A 20,979-nucleotide genomic window follows, 5' to 3' on the forward strand; every position below is an offset into this window, starting at 1 on the left:
ATGACGATAGAAGAGATTCAGAATCAAATCGTGGATGAGTTTTCCATGTATGATGATTGGATGGATAAATATGCTTATCTGATAGAAATAGGTAATGGCTTGAACGCGATGGACGAAACGCACAAGACAGATGACAATTTGATTAAAGGATGTCAGTCTAGGGTGTGGTTTCATGCCGAATTGCGGGATGATAAGTTGTATTTTGAAGCGGATAGTGATGCCATTATCACGAAAGGTATTGCCGGGTTATTGATCCGGGTATTCTCCGGTCAGACGCCTCACGACATCGTGAATGCTAATCTGGATTTTATCGACAAGATCGGTTTAACTCAACACCTGTCACCGACACGTTCTAACGGGTTGTTGTCGATGGTGAAACAAATAAAGTATTACGCCTTGGCATACGAGGGAAAATAACGAGAGATATGGGAAAAAGTTTAATGGAAGATTTAGTGATCGAGAAATTGTCTACCGTTTATGATCCGGAAGTTCCGGTGAATATATGGGAGTTGGGACTCGTTTATAATATTGAATTCCCGAAACAAAACGAGGTGATTGTTACCATGACCCTTACTGCTCCGGGATGTCCGATTGCCGACCAGATCGTGCAGGAGGTGCATGATGTCGTGTTGACGATCGACGGAATTGATGAAGCCACGGTAAACCTGACTTTCGAACCGATGTGGACTCCGGAAAGAATGAGCGAAACGGCCCGGTTGGAATTGGGTTTTGATATTTAAGTTCATAAATGGAGTCATTGTTGAAAAAAGCCAGAGAGTGCGGGTTTGATGCCTGTGGTGTTGTTCCGGTGGATGTTTTATCCCGGGAGAGGGAGCGGTTGGAGCGATGGATCGGACAAGGATTTCATGCGGGAATGAATTACATGGCGAATAATATAGAAAAGCGGGAGAATCCCGCTTTACTTGTTGAAGGGGCCTGCTCGGTGATTGTAACTCTGACTAATTATTATACTCCGAAACTCCAATCGGAAGGCATTCCGGTAGTTGCCCGCTACGCATACGGGAAAGATTATCACCGGGTGGTGAAAGACCGGTTATTTAAATTGCATACTTGTCTGGAAGAAGTGACCGGACGAAAGATTACGGGCCGGGCATTCGTGGATTCCGCTCCGGTGTTTGAACACGAGTGGGCCCGACGGGCCGGGTTGGGATGGATTGGACGGAACTCTTTGTTGATTCATCCTCGTTTGGGGTCCTATTGTTTTATTGGTGTTATTATATCGGATTTTGAACCTTCAAGGTATTCTCTACCCGAAGAACGGAATTTCTGTGGTCAGTGTAACCGATGCGTGGAGACTTGTCCCACGGGAGCCCTTTCCTCGCATGAAGTGAATGCCAACCTTTGTATTTCTTATAACTCGATCGAGAGAAAAGATGACATCCCGTCAGAAATAAAGAAAAAGATGGGAGATCGCTTTTTCGGGTGTGACGCCTGTCAGGAGGTCTGTCCGTGGAATCGGAAAGCTGTACTGCATCATGTAGAGGAATTTTCCCCGAATGAATGGTTGATGCGGATGAGCCGGGATGAGTGGTTGGCACTTGATGAGGAGGCATTTCAAGTCCGCTTTAAGGAATCCCCGCTCCAGAGGCCCGGTTTGGAACGGATAAAACACAACTTGTAATTTCGGATCATTCATACATTGTTTTTTTCTTGCTAAAATTCCCCTTGATTTTAGATTCACCGGATAAAAATTCTATTTTTGTATCAAAATGGATTCAATCTGTTATGATGAGACAGCGGTCGGTGAAAGATCAAGAAATTTGTGATTTGTTAAATGCTCGTGATCAACGAGGGATGGAGCTTTTATTTGAAGCTTATTATAAATCTCTGGTTTCATGGGCTAATACTTTTTTGAATGATCTCGGGGTAGCAGAGGACGTTGTGCAGGAATTTTTTATTGCTCTGTGGAATCAAGAGATTCATCGAGAATTAAAGCCGGAAACACTTTCTTCTTTTTTGCGGGTGTTGGTTCGAAATCGTTGCTATAATCGCTTGACGAAACGTGATATATTCACGTGTTTTGTGCGTGTGGAACGTGTCGATTGTATGTTTGAGGAATATGATGATTCGAAGGACCAGTTGATCGCTAAAGTGATGGATGAAGTTGCTCTTCTTCCGAATCGTAGTCGGGAAATATTGAATGGCGTTTTTGTTGAGGGAATGAAATATCAAGAAGTGGCAGATCGTTACAATATTTCGGTTTCTACGGTAAAAACTTTGTTAGGAACATCTATACGGAAACTACGGGAGCGGATGGGGCGTGAAGGATTTCTTGATTTTTTACTCGTTTATTGCCGGTATTGTTAAAAAATAATGTTTTTGGGATAATTGATGATTTTTCTTCAAAAATCACTAGACTTTTTCATCCTCTTTTTTGTACATAAGATGAAAAAGGATCAAATCTATGGAAAAAACGAAATTGGATCACGAAACAGAGGATTGGTTAATTGCTTTTCTGAGTGGTGAATTAGACGAGCGGGAAGAGGAAAATGTGCGTGTATGGTTGGAGGCGAGTCCAGAGAATCGGAATGCTTACGAATCTTTGATGAAGGATTATTTACGAATCCGGTGGGTACAAGAAAATGTACAGATACGGGAAGAACAGGCAAAAAAGATCATATTCTCTTCTTTGAAAAAGAAAAGGAATCTGACGCCTTATTACGGAGTGGCAGCTTCAATAGCGGTGTTATTAATTGTGACATTATTCTTTTTTATTCGAGAGGATAAACAGATCGTTTCTGAAAAACTTGTTACGTCGGAAATAAAGCCAATTCAATCAAAGGCAATATTAGTTCTGTCCACGGGTGAACAAATTCAGTTAACAAAATCGACGCAAAAGATTCAGGAGCAAGACGGTTCCGTGTTGAAAATCGACAGTGTCATGGGAGTACAATATGATTCTTTATCTACAAAGAGAGCTGAAAAGCCGATCTACAACAAAATTGTCGTTCCGCGGGGAGGTGAATATTTTGTGACATTAAGTGAAGGTACGAAAGTGTGGTTGGATGCGGACTCTGAATTAGAGTATCCGGTATTTTTTTCTGGAGATTTCAGAGAGGTAAAATTGAAAGGAAATGCTTATTTCTGTGTTACGAAAAAAAATGATAAGCCTTTTGTCGTACGTGCAGGGGAATTTTCGTTGAAGGTATATGGGACTGAGTTTAACGTGAATGCTTACGATTTACAAAATATTGAGACTGTCCTCGTGAACGGATCAATAGGGTTTAAGGCGAATGAAAGTACTCCGGAACGGATGATGGAACCCAACGAGTTAGCTGTTTCGGATTCCCGGACGGGGCTGAGTGAAATACATCAGGTGGATATATATCCTTATATTGCTTGGAAAAATCAAAACATAGTGTTTGTCAACGAGCGGTTAGAATCTATCATGGAAAAAATGGCTCGTTGGTATGATGTAACCGTGTTTTTTCAAGATGAAAGTCTGAAAGATTTACGGTTTGATTGTAACATGAGACGGTATACTGATATTAGGGATTTGTTTTTCTTTTTGGAGAAAACCTCAAATGCCCGGTTTGCTCTGAATGGACGAACAGTTGTCATAAGTAAAAAATAAGTGACGAAGAAATGAGCCTCTTCATCACTTACAGATAACTAATAGATAGGTTCAATTGAGCCTGAACCTATCCAGTATTAATTTTAGTTCAATCACAAATGTATGAAAAAAAAGAGAATCATGTGGCACATCTTGGATGAGTCGCATAAAAAAAATTGGATGATCATGAGGTTGTGTGTCATGTTTGTGTTTTTTTTGCAATTTACCGTATTTGCAAATAGTGTAGCACAAGATCAAGTGATTAGCTTGAACTTGAAAAACGTGAGTTTTTATCAGTTATTTGATGAAATTCATAGACAGACGGGGTTACGGTTTATTTATAACACGAACCAACTGGAGAAAATGGACAAGTTGGACATTCATGCGGAAAAGAAGAAAGTTAAAGATGTTTTACGTGATGCGTTGGCTGAAACCCCATTTACCTTTTTGTTTGATAAGGACGTGGTGATGTTGGTGCAAAAAGAGGAGAAAGAAAAGAAATCAATCCGGCTTAAGGGATTTGTGTATGACACGAAGAAGCAACCGATGCCGGGCGTGACGGTGAAGTTGATAGGGACTTCCGTGGGTACGGCAACTGATGCTAATGGGTGGTTTTCCGTGGTATTGCCGGTGAAAAAGGGGCAGTTGGAATTCTCTTTTATCGGTTTCCGTAGCCAAATTGTGTATTTTTTAGAAAAGACGGAAACCGATACTTTAAAGATAACGTTGCATGAGGATATGCAAGCGATTGATGAAGTGGTGGTAACGGGTTACGGTGACGTGAGCCGGAAAAACTACACTGGAGCAGCGACAACAGTACGGGCAGCGGATATTTTAATGCCGGGAGTCTCCTCTATCGATCAGATGTTACAAGGTGTTGTTCCCGGAATGTTAGTATGGAACACAACAGGGCAAGTGGGGGCAACACCCAAGATTCGAGTTCGGGGAACTTCCACTTTGTTGGGGAGTCAAGAACCGGTATGGGTAGTGGATGGCGTAATCCAACGGGATATTCAACCTTTTAACTCGGAGGATAACACGAAATTTTCCACGGATGCTGATGATATTAAACAATTGGCGGGAAATGCCATTTCGTGGTTGAATCCCAATGACATTGAATCCATAACCGTGCTGAAAGATGCTTCTGCCACTGCTATTTACGGTTCCAAGGCGGCGAACGGGGTGATCGTGATTACCACGAAAAAAGCCACTGTGGGGAAGGTGCAGGTTAGTTACAGCGGAAATGTATCCATTGGCCAGCGTCCCCGTTACGGGTTGTATGACTTGATGAACTCGGCAGAGCACATGCAATTTCAACGGGAAATACATGAGGAACGCAAACAATACCCTTCTGGTTCTCTTGTGTTACCTATGGGGTATTATGGTTTACAGCAGAAATTATTGCGGAAAGAGGTCACGTTAGAAGAGATGAATAAAGAGTACGAGAAATTAGCTCGGATGAACACGGATTGGTTTGACATTCTATTCCGCAATTCATTTAATCATTCTCATTCGTTAGGGATCAGTGGCGGTTCGGAGAAAATTCAAAATCGTACATCCTTGGGATATACACAAGAAAAAGGAGAGGCAAGGGGAAACGATATGAGGAGTTTCACGATGTCTTCCAATACAACGGTGTCACTTTGGGAGCGCATGGTTCTTAATTTATCGCTCAATGGAAGTGTCCGGAATGTGGAAGGTTTTGCTTATGATGTGGATCCGTTTAATTACGCTTACAACACTTCTCGTGCGATTCCGGCTTACAACGAGGACGGTTCGTTGTTTTATCATGAGAAAATAGGTAGTACAAGTACAGCGATAGGTGGTAAAACGACTTATAACTATAATATTTTGAATGAATTGGCAAACACGGGAAGCGAAAATGAAACCCGGACATGGAGTGCCACGGTGGATTTGCAATGGGAGATTTTGCCAGGTTTGAGTTATCAGGGATTGTTCTCTTACTCTTCTGCTTCGGCGGACACGGAACAATATGCGGGGGAACGCTCTTTTTATATTTCCAGTTTTCGAGGGTACGAGTACGGGAGTGTATCCCCCAATGGAAATGAAACAAAATGCACCCGTTTGCCCATGGGGGGATTGCAAGAAAGCAGTTTGACGAACACCAAGGGTATCTCGGTACGTAATAGTCTAGTTTACAATCGATCGTTTAAAGAAAAACACCGGATAACGTTGCAATTGGGAATCGAGACAAATTCAACAAAGACAAAGGGAGCATCCAATAAACGCTACGGATATATGCCGGATCGCGGGGAATCTTTTGCCACTCCCCCAGCTACTTATTACTGGGCAATGTCTATCGAGAGAGACAATAAAGACGTTGTTAGCGGGGAACACTCCATCGTGAATCGCATAGAGAATAGTTTGAGTGAATTTGCCACGGCGGTGTACACGTATGATAATCGTTACGTGTTGAACTTTAGTGCCCGCCTGGATGCTTCAAATCGTTTCGGGCAAGATAAAAACAAGCGGTTCCAACCCACTTGGTCGGCAGGTTTCAAATGGAATGTGGCAAGTGAGCCGTTTGTGGCTGCTTCTTGGTGGTTGAATAACTTGGATATTTATACCTCATACGGTTACCAGGGAAATGCGGTCTCTTCTGTCGGTCCGGAATTGATCACTACAGAGAAATACCTTGATCATTATGGAGCGTATGGGTTAGAGATTAAATCGTTGCCTTACCCTGATTTAGGTTGGGAGAAAACGAAAACTTGGAATTTGGGAATAGATGCCTCTTTTTTGAAAGGACGTTTGAATTTCACGTTCAATTATTTCAAAAAAATCAGTGATGTACTTTCTTCCCGCGGTATAGCTGTTGAGAACGGCATGACAAATGGCATCGTTTCCGGCTCCACGATGGAAAATAGTGGGTATGATTTCGTGATTAATGTGGTCCCAGTTCGGACGAAAGATTTCACGTGGCAACTTTCATTAAATACCTCCATCACGGAAAATAGCGTGGATAAGAATGAGCGTATCAATACCTTAGATGATTATTTGAATGGCTCTGCCGTGGTGGAAGGTCGTGCTTTTTCCACGTTCTACTCTTACGAATTTGACGGTTTGGACGAAGAGACGGGAATGCCCACGTTCAAACACATGGATATTGCTTTCGAGGATGCCGAAAGCCCGAAAGATTTCTTGGTGAAAAGCGGTAAGTTTATCCCGGATTTCTCGGGGGGATTGAATACGATGTTTAAGTACAAGAATTTTTCTCTTTATGCGTTGTTTGCCGTGCAATGGGGAGGACACAAGCGCTTACCGGATTTATATCCCTCTGGCGGCGTGGTTGCTGGCTCTGGACTCCCTCGTCCGGAACAAAATGTTTCACGGAAATTGATCGATCGTTGGAAATCTCCGGGAGAGCAGACCATTTACCCCTCTTTACCGAGTTCTACCCAAGATGAAATCATATATCTCCCTGAAACAAAAACATCCTCAGAGCAGGAAGAGAATAGATATGTCATGTATAATTTCTCTGATATTCGTGTGGCCAACACGGACTTTATACGTTGTCGTTCACTTTCTTTCAGTTATGATTTCACGGGGAAATCGTTGAGGAAAATGGGATTGGGTTATTTGCGATTATCAGCGAGCATGACGAACCCATTCATGTGGGTATCAGACAAAAAATGGGATGGATTAGACCCGGAAACGGGAGATTGGCCGGCTCGTCGAATAACGTCATTCTCATTGTCGGTAATGTTTTAGTTTTTACGTGTAAATAAAGAAAAAAATGAAACAGTTAGGATTAATGATATTAGGGATATTCTGTATCTTTCTATTGAACGGGTGTTCTGATTTTCTCGAAGAAAAGTCTCAAGATGAGGTGATCCCCAAAACAGTGGAGGACTATAACGAATTATTGTTGAATTATATGGGATACACGGATATTTGGAGTGTGCTTTACGTCTTGAGTGATGAAACAGGTATAGGGGAGAAGCTATTGCGGTCTGATACTGATAAAGATGATTATCGGGCTGTTGAAATTAAAGGTGTTTTTACCTGGCAGCCGGATATGTGGGAAACCGAATCAGTCGGAGTCAATTCCGCTTACGAGGACACGTATAAGTTAATTATGGGGGTAAATGCCGTGTTGGACGGGATCGACGAGGCTACTGGAGATCAAAAGACGAGAGATAGGATTAAAGCAGAAGCCTTGGGAATGAGAGGATTTTATTATTTCTTCTTGGTAAACTTGTATGGCGAGCCGTATAATTATAATAAAGACGCACTCGGTGTCCCGCTGAAATTGACGGCAGCTTTAGAGGAAAACGGTATTGCGCGTGCTACCGTGGGAGAAATATACGAACAGATCGTGAACGATTTGGAAGCTTCGTCTAAATTATTTAGTAATCTCCCGAAACAGCGTGGTGATTACCGGATAAATGGTACAACGGTAGATATTTTATTGTCCCGGGTATATCTTTTCATGGAGCGGTATGACGAGACCATCGCTGCTGCCGATAAGGCAATCCAGTCAGCCGAGGGGTTGACAGATTATACTGCCTTGCCCGGGGATACGGAATTTTTCATGCCGACTTACGATCATAGCGAGGTAGAGTGGGTGTATGGTGCTGTAAGTTTGGAATCTGGTATGCATGTATTTGCTCCGGCGAGGGAGTTGATGACTTATTTCGAGGGGAAAGAGGATCGACGGGAAATTTTTTGGTTTGAAAATAATACAAAAGACGAGGTGCAAATCAATAAGATCGCTTATAGTTATCAGTCCGTTCCGAACAACACGATTCGTGTTTCCGAGGCCTACTTGAACCGGGCGGAGGCTTACGTATTGTCGGGACAGGCGAATAAAAACACGCTTGCCTTGGCGGATTTGAACGAATTGCGTCGCCACCGTATTGTGGGTTACGAAGACGTTACCATCGCAGATGAAACGGAGTTATTGGCTGAGATCCGGGAGGAACGTTACGTGGAACTGTGTTACGAGGGACACCGTTGGTTTGATCTGCGTCGTTACGGGATGCCTTCTATTTCCCATGATTATAAGGCAAGATCAAGTCTTCCGTGGGTAACCTATACTTTGCGAGAAAAAGATCCGCTCTACACGTTGCCATTTCCAACAACCGTGTTCAAGAATAATATTCAGTTGAAACAAAACCCTTCTGCCCGGGAGCCGGAAAGAACGGGTGAAATTAAATCGAACTAAAATGCAGAAAATGATGGGGAAATATGTAGTATACTTGAGCATGTTGGGACTTTTAGTCTGCTTGGCTTGCTCAGAGGACAAGAAAATAGGAGAAGTGGAAACGTTGACCTTAGATTACGAATTACCGCAAGGAAAATCTCCGGCAGATGATCGTATCGTTGAGATTTACGAAAAATATGGATCGTATATCTTGTACGAGTACACGGATAAGGACTTTTATTATGATAGTGACATTAATTTTGGAAGAACGTATGTTTATCAACTGTTGGATCCGCAATGCGTGGAGAACATGGTAGATTTGTTGGATGAAATCTGGTTCGATCTCTACCCGGAAAAATTTCATCAACAGACGTTGCCTTACCATGTTTTTCTGGCAAGTGATTTGTTCTACGAGGATTTATTTGGTGAAATCGTGAGAGAACCTATTTGTACGGGAGCATTCTCGGCTGTGGTGAGTGTGAGTACCGAAATGTTACAAGAATTGACTTCGGAAATGAAGTTAGAATTAAAAAATAGCTTACAAATAAAATTGTGGAAATTCTGGCAGAGTTATAACTATATTGAGCTGCCGGACGAATTTTATGAAGTGAGTAATTATGTGGGAGTGGCTAATACAGATGAATCTTCCCCTAATTATGCTCGTGCAAGAGGGTTTGTGGACGGATATAATCAAACTACTTTATGGTATACTTCTATAGATGACTGGAATGCGGGAACTGTTAGCCAAAAATCTGATTTGTATACATTTATAGAGTGTATGCTGACCCGATCGTCGGAAGAATGGGAAGATGATTTGGCGTGGCCTTTAGTAAAAAAGAAATACGATATTTTAAGAAATTGGATACAAAAGCAATATGGCTTTGATATTCAGGTTGTCGGAAATTTATTTTGTGAATAAGTATAGAAATAACATTAACGTAGAAAAATATGAAAAAGATATTATTAGCATTTGTATTCGGAATGATCACGTTGAGTGTGTTTCCACAAAAGAAAGTGTCATTTTTGGATAATGAACCATGGGAAAAGGTTCTAAAGCAAGCTCAAAAGGCTCAAAAAATGGTATTTGTGGATTGTTACACTTCGTGGTGTGTTCCTTGTAAACATTTGATGAATGTAATTTTTCCTCAGAAAATAGTAAGTGATTACTTGGACTCAATGTTCGTATGTGTAAAATATGACATAGAGAAAGAAAACGGGAAAGCGTTTGAAGATCAATATCCTAATAAGATATTAGCGGTTCCTACCATGTTTGTCACCGATTCGCATGGAAACCTCTTGCACGTGTTAAGAGGGGCACGGGAGGCCGATGATTTATTAGATAACCTGAAAAAAGGATTATTGGGAAAACCCTTGTACGAGATCGAAAAGGAGTATCGGCAAGGAAATCGAGAATTGGATCTTGTAAAAAGATATTTGTGGTTTTTTGAATGTGTGGGAGATCAGCACAACTATGCAAAGGTGGCCGGTGATTATGCCGCTCAATTTCCTATGGATAGCTTATGGACTCCGGATATTTGGGGTATGGTGGGAAGTTACATTTGGAGAGATCCATATAGTCGGGAATTTCGTTTCATCCTTGAACATTTGGAAAAATTCGGGAAAGTAGAAAAAGATTATTACAAATTGGAAAATCTATTATACGAGAGGCTGAGATTCGAGACCACCGTGATAAATTTAAAGATGGCTCAAACAGAAAATCCGGATTCTTTGCTTGCGTTGAAGCCCAAGGTTGATCAATTATTGGAGGCAAGTAAATATCCCGTGAAGGAATTTCCCAAAATATCGGCTGAACTGTTAGTGATAAAAGCTATGCTTGACGAGGATACAGATAAAGTATATGAACGCTTTATGGTATTTGAGAATTGTAATTTCCTGATTGATGTGCCTTTGTACCGTGCGACCGTTTTTCGTTATTTGTTTACACGATTAACGGACAAGTCGCGCATGCAAGCTTGTATGGATCGCTTGCTTGCCTATCAGAGGCGATTAGGTCACGAGGGAGAGGCCGTTGATGATGTGGTTGCCTTGGGTAAAGAGAAATTAGCGAATATGTAGCGTCAGAGAAATCGTGTGTTTGAAGAACGAAACTTCGCTGAAAAAAATGAGGGAATAGTCCTCTTTGATTGGTGTGGAATTGAATCGGAGAAAGCTATTTTTATTCTCGTTCCGGGTGTAGGTAGAGGGGAATTTTAGATTATCTAAAATAGATAGTGAATCCCGTGATCGCATGACAATGGTGTTTCCTTAACTTGAACTCACGGATAACAGTGGTTAACTTTTCTAGTTTTTCTTCTCGCTTTTTCCCGCTTCCCGTTAGGGTTCTAGCCTGGCTCTTCCGGTTGTAAAAGTCTGGATTCCAGCGTTGATTGAAAAAGTTTGAAAAAAAGTGGTTGAAAAGTTTGGAAAAGGGTAAATGTTTACCTTATCTTTGCACCCGCTAAAACGGGACAGGGGGAGGATGAAAGAGGCAGTCGAGTTCACGTGGAGGCGGCGTTCTGGAGGTGTTGATGACGATCTTTAACGACGTGAATTCTCTTTAACGAGGGTCACGAAAAAAAGTTTGAAAAAACTTCGAAAAAGATTTGGAAGGAAAGATAAAAACGCCTTATCTTTGCATCCGCTTTCGCTCTTGAAAAAGCGAGGGCGATGAAAATGACGAGAAGAGTTCTTTAACAATATTGACGTGAAAATAAACAACGTAGCGAGCGTGAATCGAAATCGACGGTAGTCGAGATTCATGAAACACATGACCCGGCCAGAATAAAAATTTCTGTAAATAACTTTTACCATGAAGAGTTTGATCCTGGCTCAGGATGAACGCTAGCGACAGGCTTAACACATGCAAGTCGAGGGGCAGCGGGGAGTAGCAATACTTCGCCGGCGACCGGCGCACGGGTGAGTAACACGTGTGCAACCAACCCCGTACCGGGAGATAACCCGCGGAAACGTGGACTAACATCCCATAATACTGGAGGATCGCATGATCTTTCATTTAAAATTCCGGTGGTACGGGACGGGCACGCGCGACATTAGGTAGTTGGCGGGGTAACGGCCCACCAAGCCGACGATGTCTAGGGGTTCTGAGAGGAAGGTCCCCCACACTGGAACTGAGACACGGTCCAGACTCCTACGGGAGGCAGCAGTGAGGAATATTGGTCAATGGGCGAGAGCCTGAACCAGCCAAGTCGCGTGAGGGAAGAATGGTCCATGGCCTGTAAACCTCTTTTGTCAAGGAAGAATAGACGGCACGCGTGCTGTTTTGCCAGTACTTGACGAATAAGCATCGGCTAACTCCGTGCCAGCAGCCGCGGTAATACGGGGGATGCGAGCGTTATCCGGATTTATTGGGTTTAAAGGGCGCGTAGGCGGGACGCCAAGTCAGCGGTAAAAGACTGCAGCTAAACTGTAGCACGCCGTTGAAACTGGCGCCCTCGAGACGAGACGAGGGAGGCGGAACAAGTGAAGTAGCGGTGAAATGCTTAGATATCACTTGGAACCCCGATAGCGAAGGCAGCTTCCCAGGCTCGGTCTGACGCTGATGCGCGAGAGCGTGGGTAGCGAACAGGATTAGATACCCTGGTAGTCCACGCCGTAAACGATGCTCACTGGATCTTGGCGATACACTGCCAGGGTTCAAGCGAAAGTATTAAGTGAGCCACCTGGGGAGTACGTCGGCAACGATGAAACTCAAAGGAATTGACGGGGGCCCGCACAAGCGGAGGAACATGTGGTTTAATTCGATGATACGCGAGGAACCTTACCCGGGTTTAAATGTGGAGTGCATGAGCTGGAAACAGTTCTTTCCCTCGGGACTCTTCACAAGGTGCTGCATGGTTGTCGTCAGCTCGTGCCGTGAGGTGTCGGGTTAAGTCCCATAACGAGCGCAACCCCTATCGCCAGTTGCCATCGGTTGAAGCCGGGCACTCTGTCGAGACTGCCACCGTAAGGTGCGAGGAAGGCGGGGATGACGTCAAATCAGCACGGCCCTTACACCCGGGGCGACACACGTGTTACAATGGCCGGTACAGAGGGCAGCCACGGGGTGACCCGGAGCGAATCTCTAAAGCCGGTCGTAGTTCGGACTGGAGTCTGCAACCCGACTCCACGAAGTTGGATTCGCTAGTAATCGCGCATCAGCCATGGCGCGGTGAATACGTTCCCGGGCCTTGTACACACCGCCCGTCAAGCCATGGAAGCCGGGAGTACCTGAAGATCGTGACCGCGAGGAACGGGCTAGGGTAATACCGGTAACTGGGGCTAAGTCGTAACAAGGTAGCCGTACCGGAAGGTGCGGCTGGAACACCTCCTTTCTGGAGACGAGTTCATGTGGCTCGCTACACGTTTCACGTTTTTCACGCTAGATGATTGCCCGTGACGGGTTAACCATAGTCTCTTAGCTCAGTTGGTTAGAGCGCTACACTGATAATGTAGAGGTCCGCGGTTCAACTCCGCGAGGGACTACAGCCGGGGGATTAGCTCAGTTGGCTAGAGCGCCTGATTTGCATTCAGGAGGTCAAGGGTTCGACTCCCTTATTCTCCACGGATAAAGTTCTTTGACATACTGGAACGTTAATGGATCATTTGATCCACGAAGTAACAATGTAGTAGAATAACACAGAGCCGTCCCTGTAGTGATACACGGGACAAGGTAGAATTATTTAATAACACGACGCTAACGAACGTGAACAACGAAGGGCGCGCGGTGGATGCCTAGGCTCTCGGAGGCGATGAAGGACGCGATAAGCCGCGATAGGCCACGGCGAGGTGCAAGTAACCCTTGACCCGTGGATTTCCGAATGGGGCAACCCGGCTGGATAGATTCCAGTCATGCAGTAATGCAAGCGAACGCGGGGAACTGAAACATCTCATTACCCGCAGGAGAAGAAAACAAAATGTGATTCCCCCAGTAGTGGCGAGCGAACGGGGAAGAGCCCAAACCGTTGCCGTTTCGGCGACAGCGGGGTCATGGGACCGCGATATTCGACGATGGACGAAGTGCAATTACCTGGAAAGGTAAGCCGTGGAGGGTGACAGCCCCGTGCACGACACCTCCATCGAAGATAGCGGGATCCCGAGTAGGGCGGGACACGAGAAATCCTGCCTGAATTCGCCAGGACCGCCTGGCAAGGCTAAATACTCCCGAGAGACCGATAGTGAACCAGTACCGCGAGGGAAAGGTGAAAAGTACCCCGAGCAGGGGGGTGAAATAGACCCTGAACCCGCGCGCCTACAAGCGGTCGGAGCCGGGTAATCCGGTGACGGCGTGCCTTTTGCATAATGAGCCTACGAGTTAGTCGTCACCAGCGAGGTTAAGGGCTTCAGGCCCGTTAGCCGAAGTGAAAGCGAGCCTTAACAGGGCGTCGAGTTGGTGGCGCTAGACGCGAAACCTTGTGATCTACCCACGAGCAGGTTGAAGTCGCGGTAACACGTGATGGAGGACCGAACCGGTAAACGTTGAAAAGTTTTCGGATGACTCGCGGGTAGGGGTGAAAGGCCAATCAAACTGGGAAATAGCTCGTACTCTCCGAAATGCATTTCGGTGCAGCCTGTGATGTTCTGTTCCAGAGGTAGAGCTACTGGTTGGACGCGAGGGCTTCACCGCCTATCAAATCCGGATAAACTCCGAATGCTGGAACACGAAATCATGGAGTGAGCCCGCGGGTGCTAAGGTCCGCGGACGAGAGGGAAAGAACCCGGACCACCGGCTAAGGTCCCGGATGGACAGTTAAGTTGATCAAACGAGGTGGGATCGCCGAGACAGCTAGGATGTTGGCTTGGAAGCAGCCATTCATTTAAAGAGTGCGTAACAGCTCACTAGTCGAGCGATCCCGCGTGGATAATACACGGGCATGAAACTGTCAACCGAAGCCGTGGGGTTAGTTAATGACTAACCGGTAGGAGAGCATTCCTGCCAGCTTAGAAGGTCACCCGCGAGAGTGACTGGAGCGGCATGAAAAGCAAATGTAGGCATAAGTAACGATAATGGGGGCGAGAACCCCCCACGCCGCAAGACCAAGGATTCCCCGGCAATGTCAATCAGCCGGGGGTCAGCCGGCCTCTAAGGCTAACCCGAACGGGGACGCCGACGAGAAACGGGTTAACATTCCCGTGCTTCTCGTCACCGTGACGCGGTGACGGGGTGATGAATGGACCGCGCGCTGACGGAATAGCGCGTTGAAGGCCGTACCCTATGACGGTGGTAGTCAAGCACGCCACCGGAGGCGAGAGCCGATAGTACCACGAGACCCCGGTCGAGTGGATAGCGTCCAGGCAATTTACCCCCTAGAAAACCCGCTAAACTTCAAGTGACGAGGAACCGTACTGTAAACGGACACACGTGGTCGGGTAGAATATACCAAGGCGCTCGAGTGATTCATGGTCAAGGAACTAGGCAAAATAGTCCTGTAACTTCGGGAAAAAGGACGCTCTAGTGATAGAGCCGCAGAGTAATGGCCCAGGCGACTGTTTACCAAAAACACATGGCTATGCCAAATCGAAAGATGACGTATATGGCCTGACACCTGCCCGGTGCCGGAAGGTTAAGAGGAGAGCTCATCAGTAATGAGAAGGTTTGAATTGAAGCCCCGGTAAACGGCGGCCGTAACTATAACGGTCCTAAGGTAGCGAAATTCCTTGTCGGGTAAGTTCCGACCTGCACGAATGGTGTAACGATCTGGGCACTGTCTCGACCATGAGCTCGGTGAAATTGTAGTTCCGGTGAAGATGCCGGGTACCCGCGACGGGACGGAAAGACCCCGTGAACCTTTACTGCAGCTTCGCGTTGTTCCCGGGCACGGGACGTGTAGGATAGGTCGGAGGCTACGAGTCGGTTTCGCCAGGAATCGAGGAGCCATCGTTGAAATACGACCCTTCTCTTGTCTGGGATCTAACCCATGGTAATGGGGACACCGCGTGGTGGGTAGTTTGACTGGGGTGGTCGCCTCCAAAAGCGTAACGGAGGCTTCCAAAGGTACCCTCGGGTTGGTTGGTAATCAACCGTAGAGTGCAATGGCACAAGGGTGCTTGACCGGGAGACCAACAAGTCGATCGGGTGCGAAAGCAGGGCATAGTGATCCGGTGATCCCGCGTGGAAGGGTCATCGCTCAAAGGATAAAAGGTACTCCGGGGATAACAGGCTGATCGCCCCCAAGAGCTCATATCGACGGGGCGGTTTGGCACCTCGATGTCGGCTCGTCACATCCTGGGGCTGGAGAAGGTCCCAAGGGTTCGGCTGTTCGCCGATTAAAGTGGCACGCGAGCTGGGTTCAGAACGTCGTGAGACAGTTCGGTCCCTATCTGTCGTGGGCGCTGGAGATTCGAGAGGTCCTGACTCTAGTACGAGAGGACCGGGTTGGACGCGCCGCTAGTGAACCTGTTATGACGCCAGTCGTACGGCAGGGTAGCCACGCGCGGACGGGATAAGCGCTGAAAGCATCTAAGCGCGAAGCCTGCCTCGAGATGAGATCTCCTTACAGGGTCGTCGTAGACGACGACGTTGATAGGCCACAGGTGTAAAGCCGGTGACGGCAAAGCCGAGTGGTACTAATCACCCGAAAGTTGACGTTCGGTGGGTGAGATGATTCGATTAACGTTCCAGGCGATTGTCAATCAAGGTGATTGGCGGTTGATAGAAAAGCATGAATAAATGAACAAAGATATTGTCACGAGTAGCCGGAGGGCTCGATGAAGTGACTGGAAAACATTAAAAGGTGTCTATAGCGACGGTGATCCACCTCTTCCCATCCCGAACAGAGAAGTTAAGCCCGTTAGCGCCGATGGTACTGCCGATAGGTGGGAGAGTAGGTCGATGCCGAATTTAGAAGAGAGGGCGAGTTCAAGTGACTCGCCCTTTTTTGTTTTCTCTCGCTTCCGATTGTGGAGAACCTATAACCTGCTAACTTGTAACTTGCGACTTGCCGAAGGCAATTTATCTGATTTCTGGTAACTCGATACCTTTTATTTTGCGGTATAAATTTAAAGCGTAAGAATCCGTCATTCCTGAGACGTAATCCGTTACCGTTTGTATTTTCGTGTAAATGGAATCATCTTGATGAACTTTGTATTGTTCTGGCATGACGGATAGAATATTCCGGGCATAATAGGTTTCTGGTTTCAGAACAGCATCAATATATTCTTTTAATATGGTGGCAAGGATTTTGAAACCTGCAATCTGTATTTGTGTAACGATATTCGTGTGATAAATCCGGGAATAGGCTAATTCGGTACAGGTTTCATAGGCTTGTTTATTGGTGCCTGTTAAGTGATGTATCAAGCTGCCTTGAAAGGTTCCGTTCATGATTGCCTCGTAGTTTTGGCAAAAGATGTCTGCACAGGCATTGATTAATTTATTAATAATACCTGCACGTAGAAATGCGATACATTCGTTTTTGTCCGTGACAATTTTGAAGGTTCTGGAGATCGTCTTTAAATCTTCCTTGTCTGTATCTTTGTCGTAGAAATTAAGAAGTATCCGGGTAGTTTCATCATAGGATAGAATTTTTAGCTTGTGAGAGTCTTCAATATCCATGATCTGATAGCAAATATCGTCGGCAGCTTCAACTAGATAAACGAGTGGATGGCGGACGTATTGCAAAGGTTTTGAGTTGAGTTGGATAATACCAAGTTCTTCGGCTACTTCCTTGTATATTTCTTTTTCACTTTGAAAAAAGCCGTATTTGTGTCCTTTGAGGGAGGCTTTAGATTCAAATGGGTATTTAACAATGGATGCAAGAGTGGTAAAGGTCATCGTGTAACCACCTGGCCTGCGTCCGTTAAAGCTATGGGTTAATAATCGGAAAGCATTTGCGTTACCTTCGAAATGACTGATGTCAGCCCATTCCTCGTCCGTCAGAAGTTTTTTCAAGTATTGCCCTTCTCCTTCCGTGAAAAAATAAGAAATAGCCTCTTCTCCGGAATGTCCGAAAGGAGGATTCCCCAAATCGTGAGCTAAACAGGCCGTACTAACAATGGTACCGATTTCTTCGAGGATTTCCGGGTGTTCCAATGCCTCTTTGGTTTTAACAAATTGTGCAATCTTGTTTCCTAGCGAACGTCCCACACTAGCTACTTCTAGGCTATGAGTTAGACGGTTATGTACAAAGATATTGCCCGGTAACGGGAATACCTGAGTTTTATTTTGTAATCGTCGAAATGGAGAGGAAAAGATTAAACGATCGTAGTCTCTTTGAAATTGTGATCGGTCATGAGAGCGAAACATGGTGATAGTGCTTCCCGGTTGATAACGTCTCGATGATAATAATTTATTCCAGTCCATCATGGTTGTTCAGATTACAAATTTATAGGTTACAGGTTTAAGTAAAGTATGTCAATTGGAGACCTGTAACGGTTATACAAATGTAGTAATAAAAAGAAGAGGAAGCAAACTGCTTCCTCTTTCGATCTTTATTTTGAAATGAAGTGGTAGTGACTACCAAATCTTTCGAATGCTGCTTTATCAAGCGTTTCTCGGTGATCGGGATGAGCAATATTGATTAAAGTCTTTGCTCTTTCCTGAAGGGTTTTACCATAAAGGTCTGCGATACCGAATTCCGTAACAATGTAGTGTACATCGAAACGAGTGGTAACAACTCCGGCTCCGTTTAACAAGGTCGGGCAAATTTTACTCACGCCTTTGTTTGTTACTGCCGGTAATGCAATAATCGGTTTTCCTCCTTCGCTGGCTGCTGCTCCGCGGATGAAGTCTAATTGACCACCACTACCACTGTAAAATTTAATACCTAAAGAGTCTGCGTTGACTTGGCCTGTGATGTCAACAGAAAGAGCCGAATTGATAGCCGTCATTTTCGGTTGTTGTGCGATGATGAACGGATCGTTCGTGTAACCGACATCCATCATGGCTACTCCTGGGTTGTCATCGATGAAGTCATATACTCTTTTTGATCCCATCAAGAAGGTTGATACGATCTTACCTTTGTCGAATTTCTTATTCATGTTGTTGACAACACCTTTTTCATACAAGGGTAATACTCCGTCAGCAAACATTTCCGTGTGAATACCTAAGTTTTTGTGGTTGCCTAATTGGGAAAGTACAGCGTTCGGGATGGCTCCGATTCCCATTTGCAGGGTAGCTCCGTCTTCGATCAAAGAGGCTACATTTTTACCGATAGCAATATCCTGTTCTGTTAACGTTGCCGGATGAGCTTCGATAAGTGGGGTATTGTCTTCGCAGAAGATGTCGATGTCTGATAATTTGATGATAGCATCTCCCCATGCTCTCGGTACGTTCGGGTTGATAACGCCAATAACTGTTTTTGCATTCTGTACGGCAGCTAACGTGGCATCAACAGAGGTTCCCATGGATACAAAACCATGCTTGTCCGGGGGACAAACTTGGATCATGGCAACATCAACCGGGTGAATACCGCTTCTGATCAGTTTCTGGGTTTCACTCAAATGAACGGGTACATAATCTGCATATCCTTCTTGAGTAGGTTTACGCACGTTACTGCCCACGAAATAGGATTCTAGGAAGAAGATTCCTTCGAATTCTGCTTCTGCATACGGGGCACTACCTTCCGTGTGCAAGTGTTGCAACTTGACGTCTCTCAATTCTCCTGCACGTCCTCTGTTGCAAAGAGCTTGAATTAGACCTTGGGGGGCACAAGCCACACTGTGAATGTGAATCCGGTCTCCGGATTTTACAACTTTTACAGCCTCTTCAAATGACACTGTTTTGATTCCTTGATACATAGCAAGTTATTTTGTTTTGATTTCTTATGATTTAATTATTAGCTAACCTCTTGAAAGAGGGGTGCAAGTTAACAACACTCTTTTAATTAAACAATTTTTTCCGTAATTATTAGTGTCCAATTTGTGACACGGTTTTTACTTACAGTAGCCAGCCTAGAATGGCCTTTCCCGTGAAAAGATAAATGTTCAAACCGATGATGTCGTTCGTTAGGGTGATAAACGGTCCGGTAGCTAGAGCCGGATCTATCTTTAGTTTATTGAGTAATAACGGGAATGCTGTACCGAACATGGATGCGAACATGATCACGATAAACAAGGATATAGTTACCGTGATGGGCATGGCAAGTGATGTTAGGTTGAAACAAAGGGATAGGATAAAAATGATGGAAGAACAGATGCAGGCATTTATGACCGCACATGAAATTTCTTTTGAGATACTCTGTAATATGTTTTTTGATGTCAGGGTGTTGGAGGCAAGTCCTTTTACCACGATGGCGGAAGACTGGATACCCACGTTTCCCCCCATAGCGGTGATAACAGGAATGAACATGGCTGTTGCTGGGAATAAGGCAATGTCTGCCTCGTAGAAAGAAATCATATAGGCTGCAAGCATTCCTCCGAATAAACCGATGATCAGCCACGGAAGACGTGCTTTGGTCTGGTCCCAGATCGTGTCGGAAGATTCCACGTCCTGTGAGATACCGGACATCATCTGGTAGTCTTTTTCTGCTTCTTCCCGGATCACGTCAACCACGTCGTCGATCGTGATTCGACCGACAAGTCGGCCGATGGAGTCAACTACAGGAATGGCGACTAAATCGTACTTCTGCATGATACGTCCCACGGATTCGGCTGGTTCATCGGTGGTCACGTAGGTTACGTCCGGGTTATATATACTTTGGATTTTGGTAGATGTCGGGGAAAGAATCATCTTTTTCAATGAAAGTCTTCCTTTCAAGATGTTGTCGTCATCAACGACGTAGATGTAGAATATTTCATCTAGGTTCTCTGCTTGTCGACTAAGTTCGCGTAGACAGGTGAGGACGGTCCAATTCTCGTTGACTTTCACTAGCTCTTTACCCATAAGTCCACCGGCAGAATCTTCGTCGTAATGCAACAGATCGACGATGTCTCCCGCTTGTTCGAGGTCTTCCATGTGTGAAAGAACTTCTTGCTGCTGTTCGTTGGGCATACTACCCACGAGGTCGGCGGCATCGTCCGTGTCCATGTTGTCCACGAAACGTTTGGCTATAACTTCCGGGGGGAAAGAATCGATAAATCGTTGTCTTTCGTCTTCTTCGATTTCTGCCAGAACGTCTCCGGCTTTCTCTTCATCTAGCAACAGAAACAGGAATTGGGCTTCTTTGGTGTCCAATTCATTCATGATTTCGGCAATATCCGCCGGATGAAGAGGTTCTACCAACTTGGCGACATCTTCTTTATTATCCGCTTTTATCAGTCCCTCTATCTGGGAAACTAATTCTTCCGAGAGTTCAAACTGTTGCAT

12 protein-coding genes, 2 tRNA genes and 3 rRNA genes are annotated in these 20,979 nt (G+C 45.2%); 14 read left to right on the forward strand and 3 right to left on the reverse strand.

What is annotated here, in order from left to right:
- From R8806_RS19525 to rrf, 14 genes are all read left to right on the forward strand, one after another.
- Positions 1-417 carry a SufE family protein gene (locus tag R8806_RS19525; protein ID WP_124317144.1) on the forward strand — a complete coding sequence of 139 codons (417 nt, stop codon included), beginning with the start codon at positions 1-3 and terminating at the stop codon, positions 415-417.
- Between the two features lie 8 nt (positions 418-425).
- Positions 426-740 carry a metal-sulfur cluster assembly factor gene (locus R8806_RS19530; RefSeq protein ID WP_087421662.1) on the forward strand — a complete coding sequence of 105 codons (315 nt, stop codon included), beginning with the start codon at positions 426-428 and terminating at the stop codon, positions 738-740.
- Between the two features lie 8 nt (positions 741-748).
- Positions 749-1,642: a tRNA epoxyqueuosine(34) reductase QueG gene (gene queG / locus R8806_RS19535; protein ID WP_124317143.1), complete on the forward strand. Its 894-nt coding sequence runs from the start codon at positions 749-751 to the stop codon at positions 1,640-1,642.
- A gap of 104 nt (positions 1,643-1,746) precedes the next feature.
- Positions 1,747-2,328 carry an RNA polymerase sigma factor gene (locus R8806_RS19540; protein WP_229783050.1) on the forward strand — a complete coding sequence of 194 codons (582 nt, stop codon included), beginning with the start codon at positions 1,747-1,749 and terminating at the stop codon, positions 2,326-2,328.
- Positions 2,329-2,425: 97 nt separating this feature from the next.
- The gene (locus tag R8806_RS19545; RefSeq protein WP_124317142.1) at positions 2,426-3,595 is read left to right on the forward strand and encodes a FecR family protein; all 1,170 of its coding nucleotides are present in this window, start codon (positions 2,426-2,428) and stop codon (positions 3,593-3,595) included.
- A 102-nt stretch (positions 3,596-3,697) separates the two neighbouring features.
- A complete protein-coding gene (locus tag R8806_RS19550) occupies positions 3,698-7,306 on the forward strand; it encodes a SusC/RagA family TonB-linked outer membrane protein (protein ID WP_317715741.1) in 3,609 nt (1,202 codons plus the stop codon).
- Positions 7,307-7,331: 25 nt separating this feature from the next.
- Positions 7,332-8,762, forward strand: coding sequence for a RagB/SusD family nutrient uptake outer membrane protein (locus tag R8806_RS19555; protein WP_151412234.1), 1,431 nt, complete (start codon positions 7,332-7,334; stop codon positions 8,760-8,762).
- Between the two features lies 1 nt (position 8,763).
- The gene (locus R8806_RS19560; RefSeq protein ID WP_124318117.1) at positions 8,764-9,660 is read left to right on the forward strand and encodes a zinc-binding metallopeptidase; all 897 of its coding nucleotides are present in this window, start codon (positions 8,764-8,766) and stop codon (positions 9,658-9,660) included.
- A gap of 29 nt (positions 9,661-9,689) precedes the next feature.
- Positions 9,690-10,817, forward strand: coding sequence for a thioredoxin family protein (locus R8806_RS19565; protein ID WP_124318118.1), 1,128 nt, complete (start codon positions 9,690-9,692; stop codon positions 10,815-10,817).
- Between the two features lie 730 nt (positions 10,818-11,547).
- Positions 11,548-13,072 (forward strand): 16S ribosomal RNA (locus R8806_RS19570).
- Between the two features lie 77 nt (positions 13,073-13,149).
- Positions 13,150-13,223: transfer RNA gene (locus tag R8806_RS19575), tRNA-Ile, on the forward strand.
- A gap of 5 nt (positions 13,224-13,228) precedes the next feature.
- Positions 13,229-13,302 (forward strand) — tRNA-Ala (locus R8806_RS19580).
- Between the two features lie 139 nt (positions 13,303-13,441).
- A 23S ribosomal RNA gene (locus R8806_RS19585) occupies positions 13,442-16,328 on the forward strand.
- A 139-nt stretch (positions 16,329-16,467) separates the two neighbouring features.
- Positions 16,468-16,578, forward strand: a 5S ribosomal RNA gene (gene rrf / locus R8806_RS19590).
- The 16S, 23S and 5S rRNA genes sit together here with 2 tRNA genes alongside, the layout of an rRNA operon.
- 111 nt (positions 16,579-16,689) lie before the next feature.
- Here rrf and R8806_RS19595 read toward each other — a convergent pair.
- The 3 genes from R8806_RS19595 to mgtE form a co-directional block, all read right to left on the reverse strand.
- The gene (locus R8806_RS19595) at positions 16,690-18,036 is read right to left on the reverse strand and encodes a deoxyguanosinetriphosphate triphosphohydrolase (RefSeq protein ID WP_087421895.1); all 1,347 of its coding nucleotides are present in this window, start codon (positions 18,034-18,036) and stop codon (positions 16,690-16,692) included.
- A gap of 128 nt (positions 18,037-18,164) precedes the next feature.
- Positions 18,165-19,472 (reverse strand): acetyl-CoA hydrolase/transferase family protein, encoded by a 1,308-nt coding sequence (locus R8806_RS19600; RefSeq protein WP_124317679.1) that lies wholly within the window; start codon positions 19,470-19,472, stop codon positions 18,165-18,167.
- A gap of 139 nt (positions 19,473-19,611) precedes the next feature.
- Entirely contained in the window at positions 19,612-20,979 is a 1,368-nt protein-coding gene (gene mgtE / locus R8806_RS19605; protein WP_087421668.1) for a magnesium transporter, read from the reverse strand.

Source organism: Butyricimonas faecihominis, assembly GCF_033096445.1.
GTDB lineage: Bacteria > Bacteroidota > Bacteroidia > Bacteroidales > Marinifilaceae > Butyricimonas > Butyricimonas faecihominis.

Coding starts and splice junctions, on each gene's coding strand:
- R8806_RS19555 (WP_151412234.1), top strand. CDS start 7,332: ATGAAACAGTTAGGATTAATGATATTAGGGATATTCTGTATCTTTCTA.
- R8806_RS19565 (WP_124318118.1), top strand. CDS start 9,690: ATGAAAAAGATATTATTAGCATTTGTATTCGGAATGATCACGTTGAGT.
- R8806_RS19560 (WP_124318117.1), top strand. CDS start 8,764: ATGCAGAAAATGATGGGGAAATATGTAGTATACTTGAGCATGTTGGGA.
- R8806_RS19525 (WP_124317144.1), top strand. CDS start 1: ATGACGATAGAAGAGATTCAGAATCAAATCGTGGATGAGTTTTCCATG.
- R8806_RS19550 (WP_317715741.1), top strand. CDS start 3,698: ATGAAAAAAAAGAGAATCATGTGGCACATCTTGGATGAGTCGCATAAA.
- R8806_RS19595 (WP_087421895.1), bottom strand. CDS start 18,036: ATGGACTGGAATAAATTATTATCATCGAGACGTTATCAACCGGGAAGC.
- R8806_RS19540 (WP_229783050.1), top strand. CDS start 1,747: ATGATGAGACAGCGGTCGGTGAAAGATCAAGAAATTTGTGATTTGTTA.
- queG (WP_124317143.1), top strand. CDS start 749: ATGGAGTCATTGTTGAAAAAAGCCAGAGAGTGCGGGTTTGATGCCTGT.
- R8806_RS19530 (WP_087421662.1), top strand. CDS start 426: ATGGGAAAAAGTTTAATGGAAGATTTAGTGATCGAGAAATTGTCTACC.
- R8806_RS19545 (WP_124317142.1), top strand. CDS start 2,426: ATGGAAAAAACGAAATTGGATCACGAAACAGAGGATTGGTTAATTGCT.
- mgtE (WP_087421668.1), bottom strand. CDS start 20,979: ATGCAACAGTTTGAACTCTCGGAAGAATTAGTTTCCCAGATAGAGGGA.
- R8806_RS19600 (WP_124317679.1), bottom strand. CDS start 19,472: ATGTATCAAGGAATCAAAACAGTGTCATTTGAAGAGGCTGTAAAAGTT.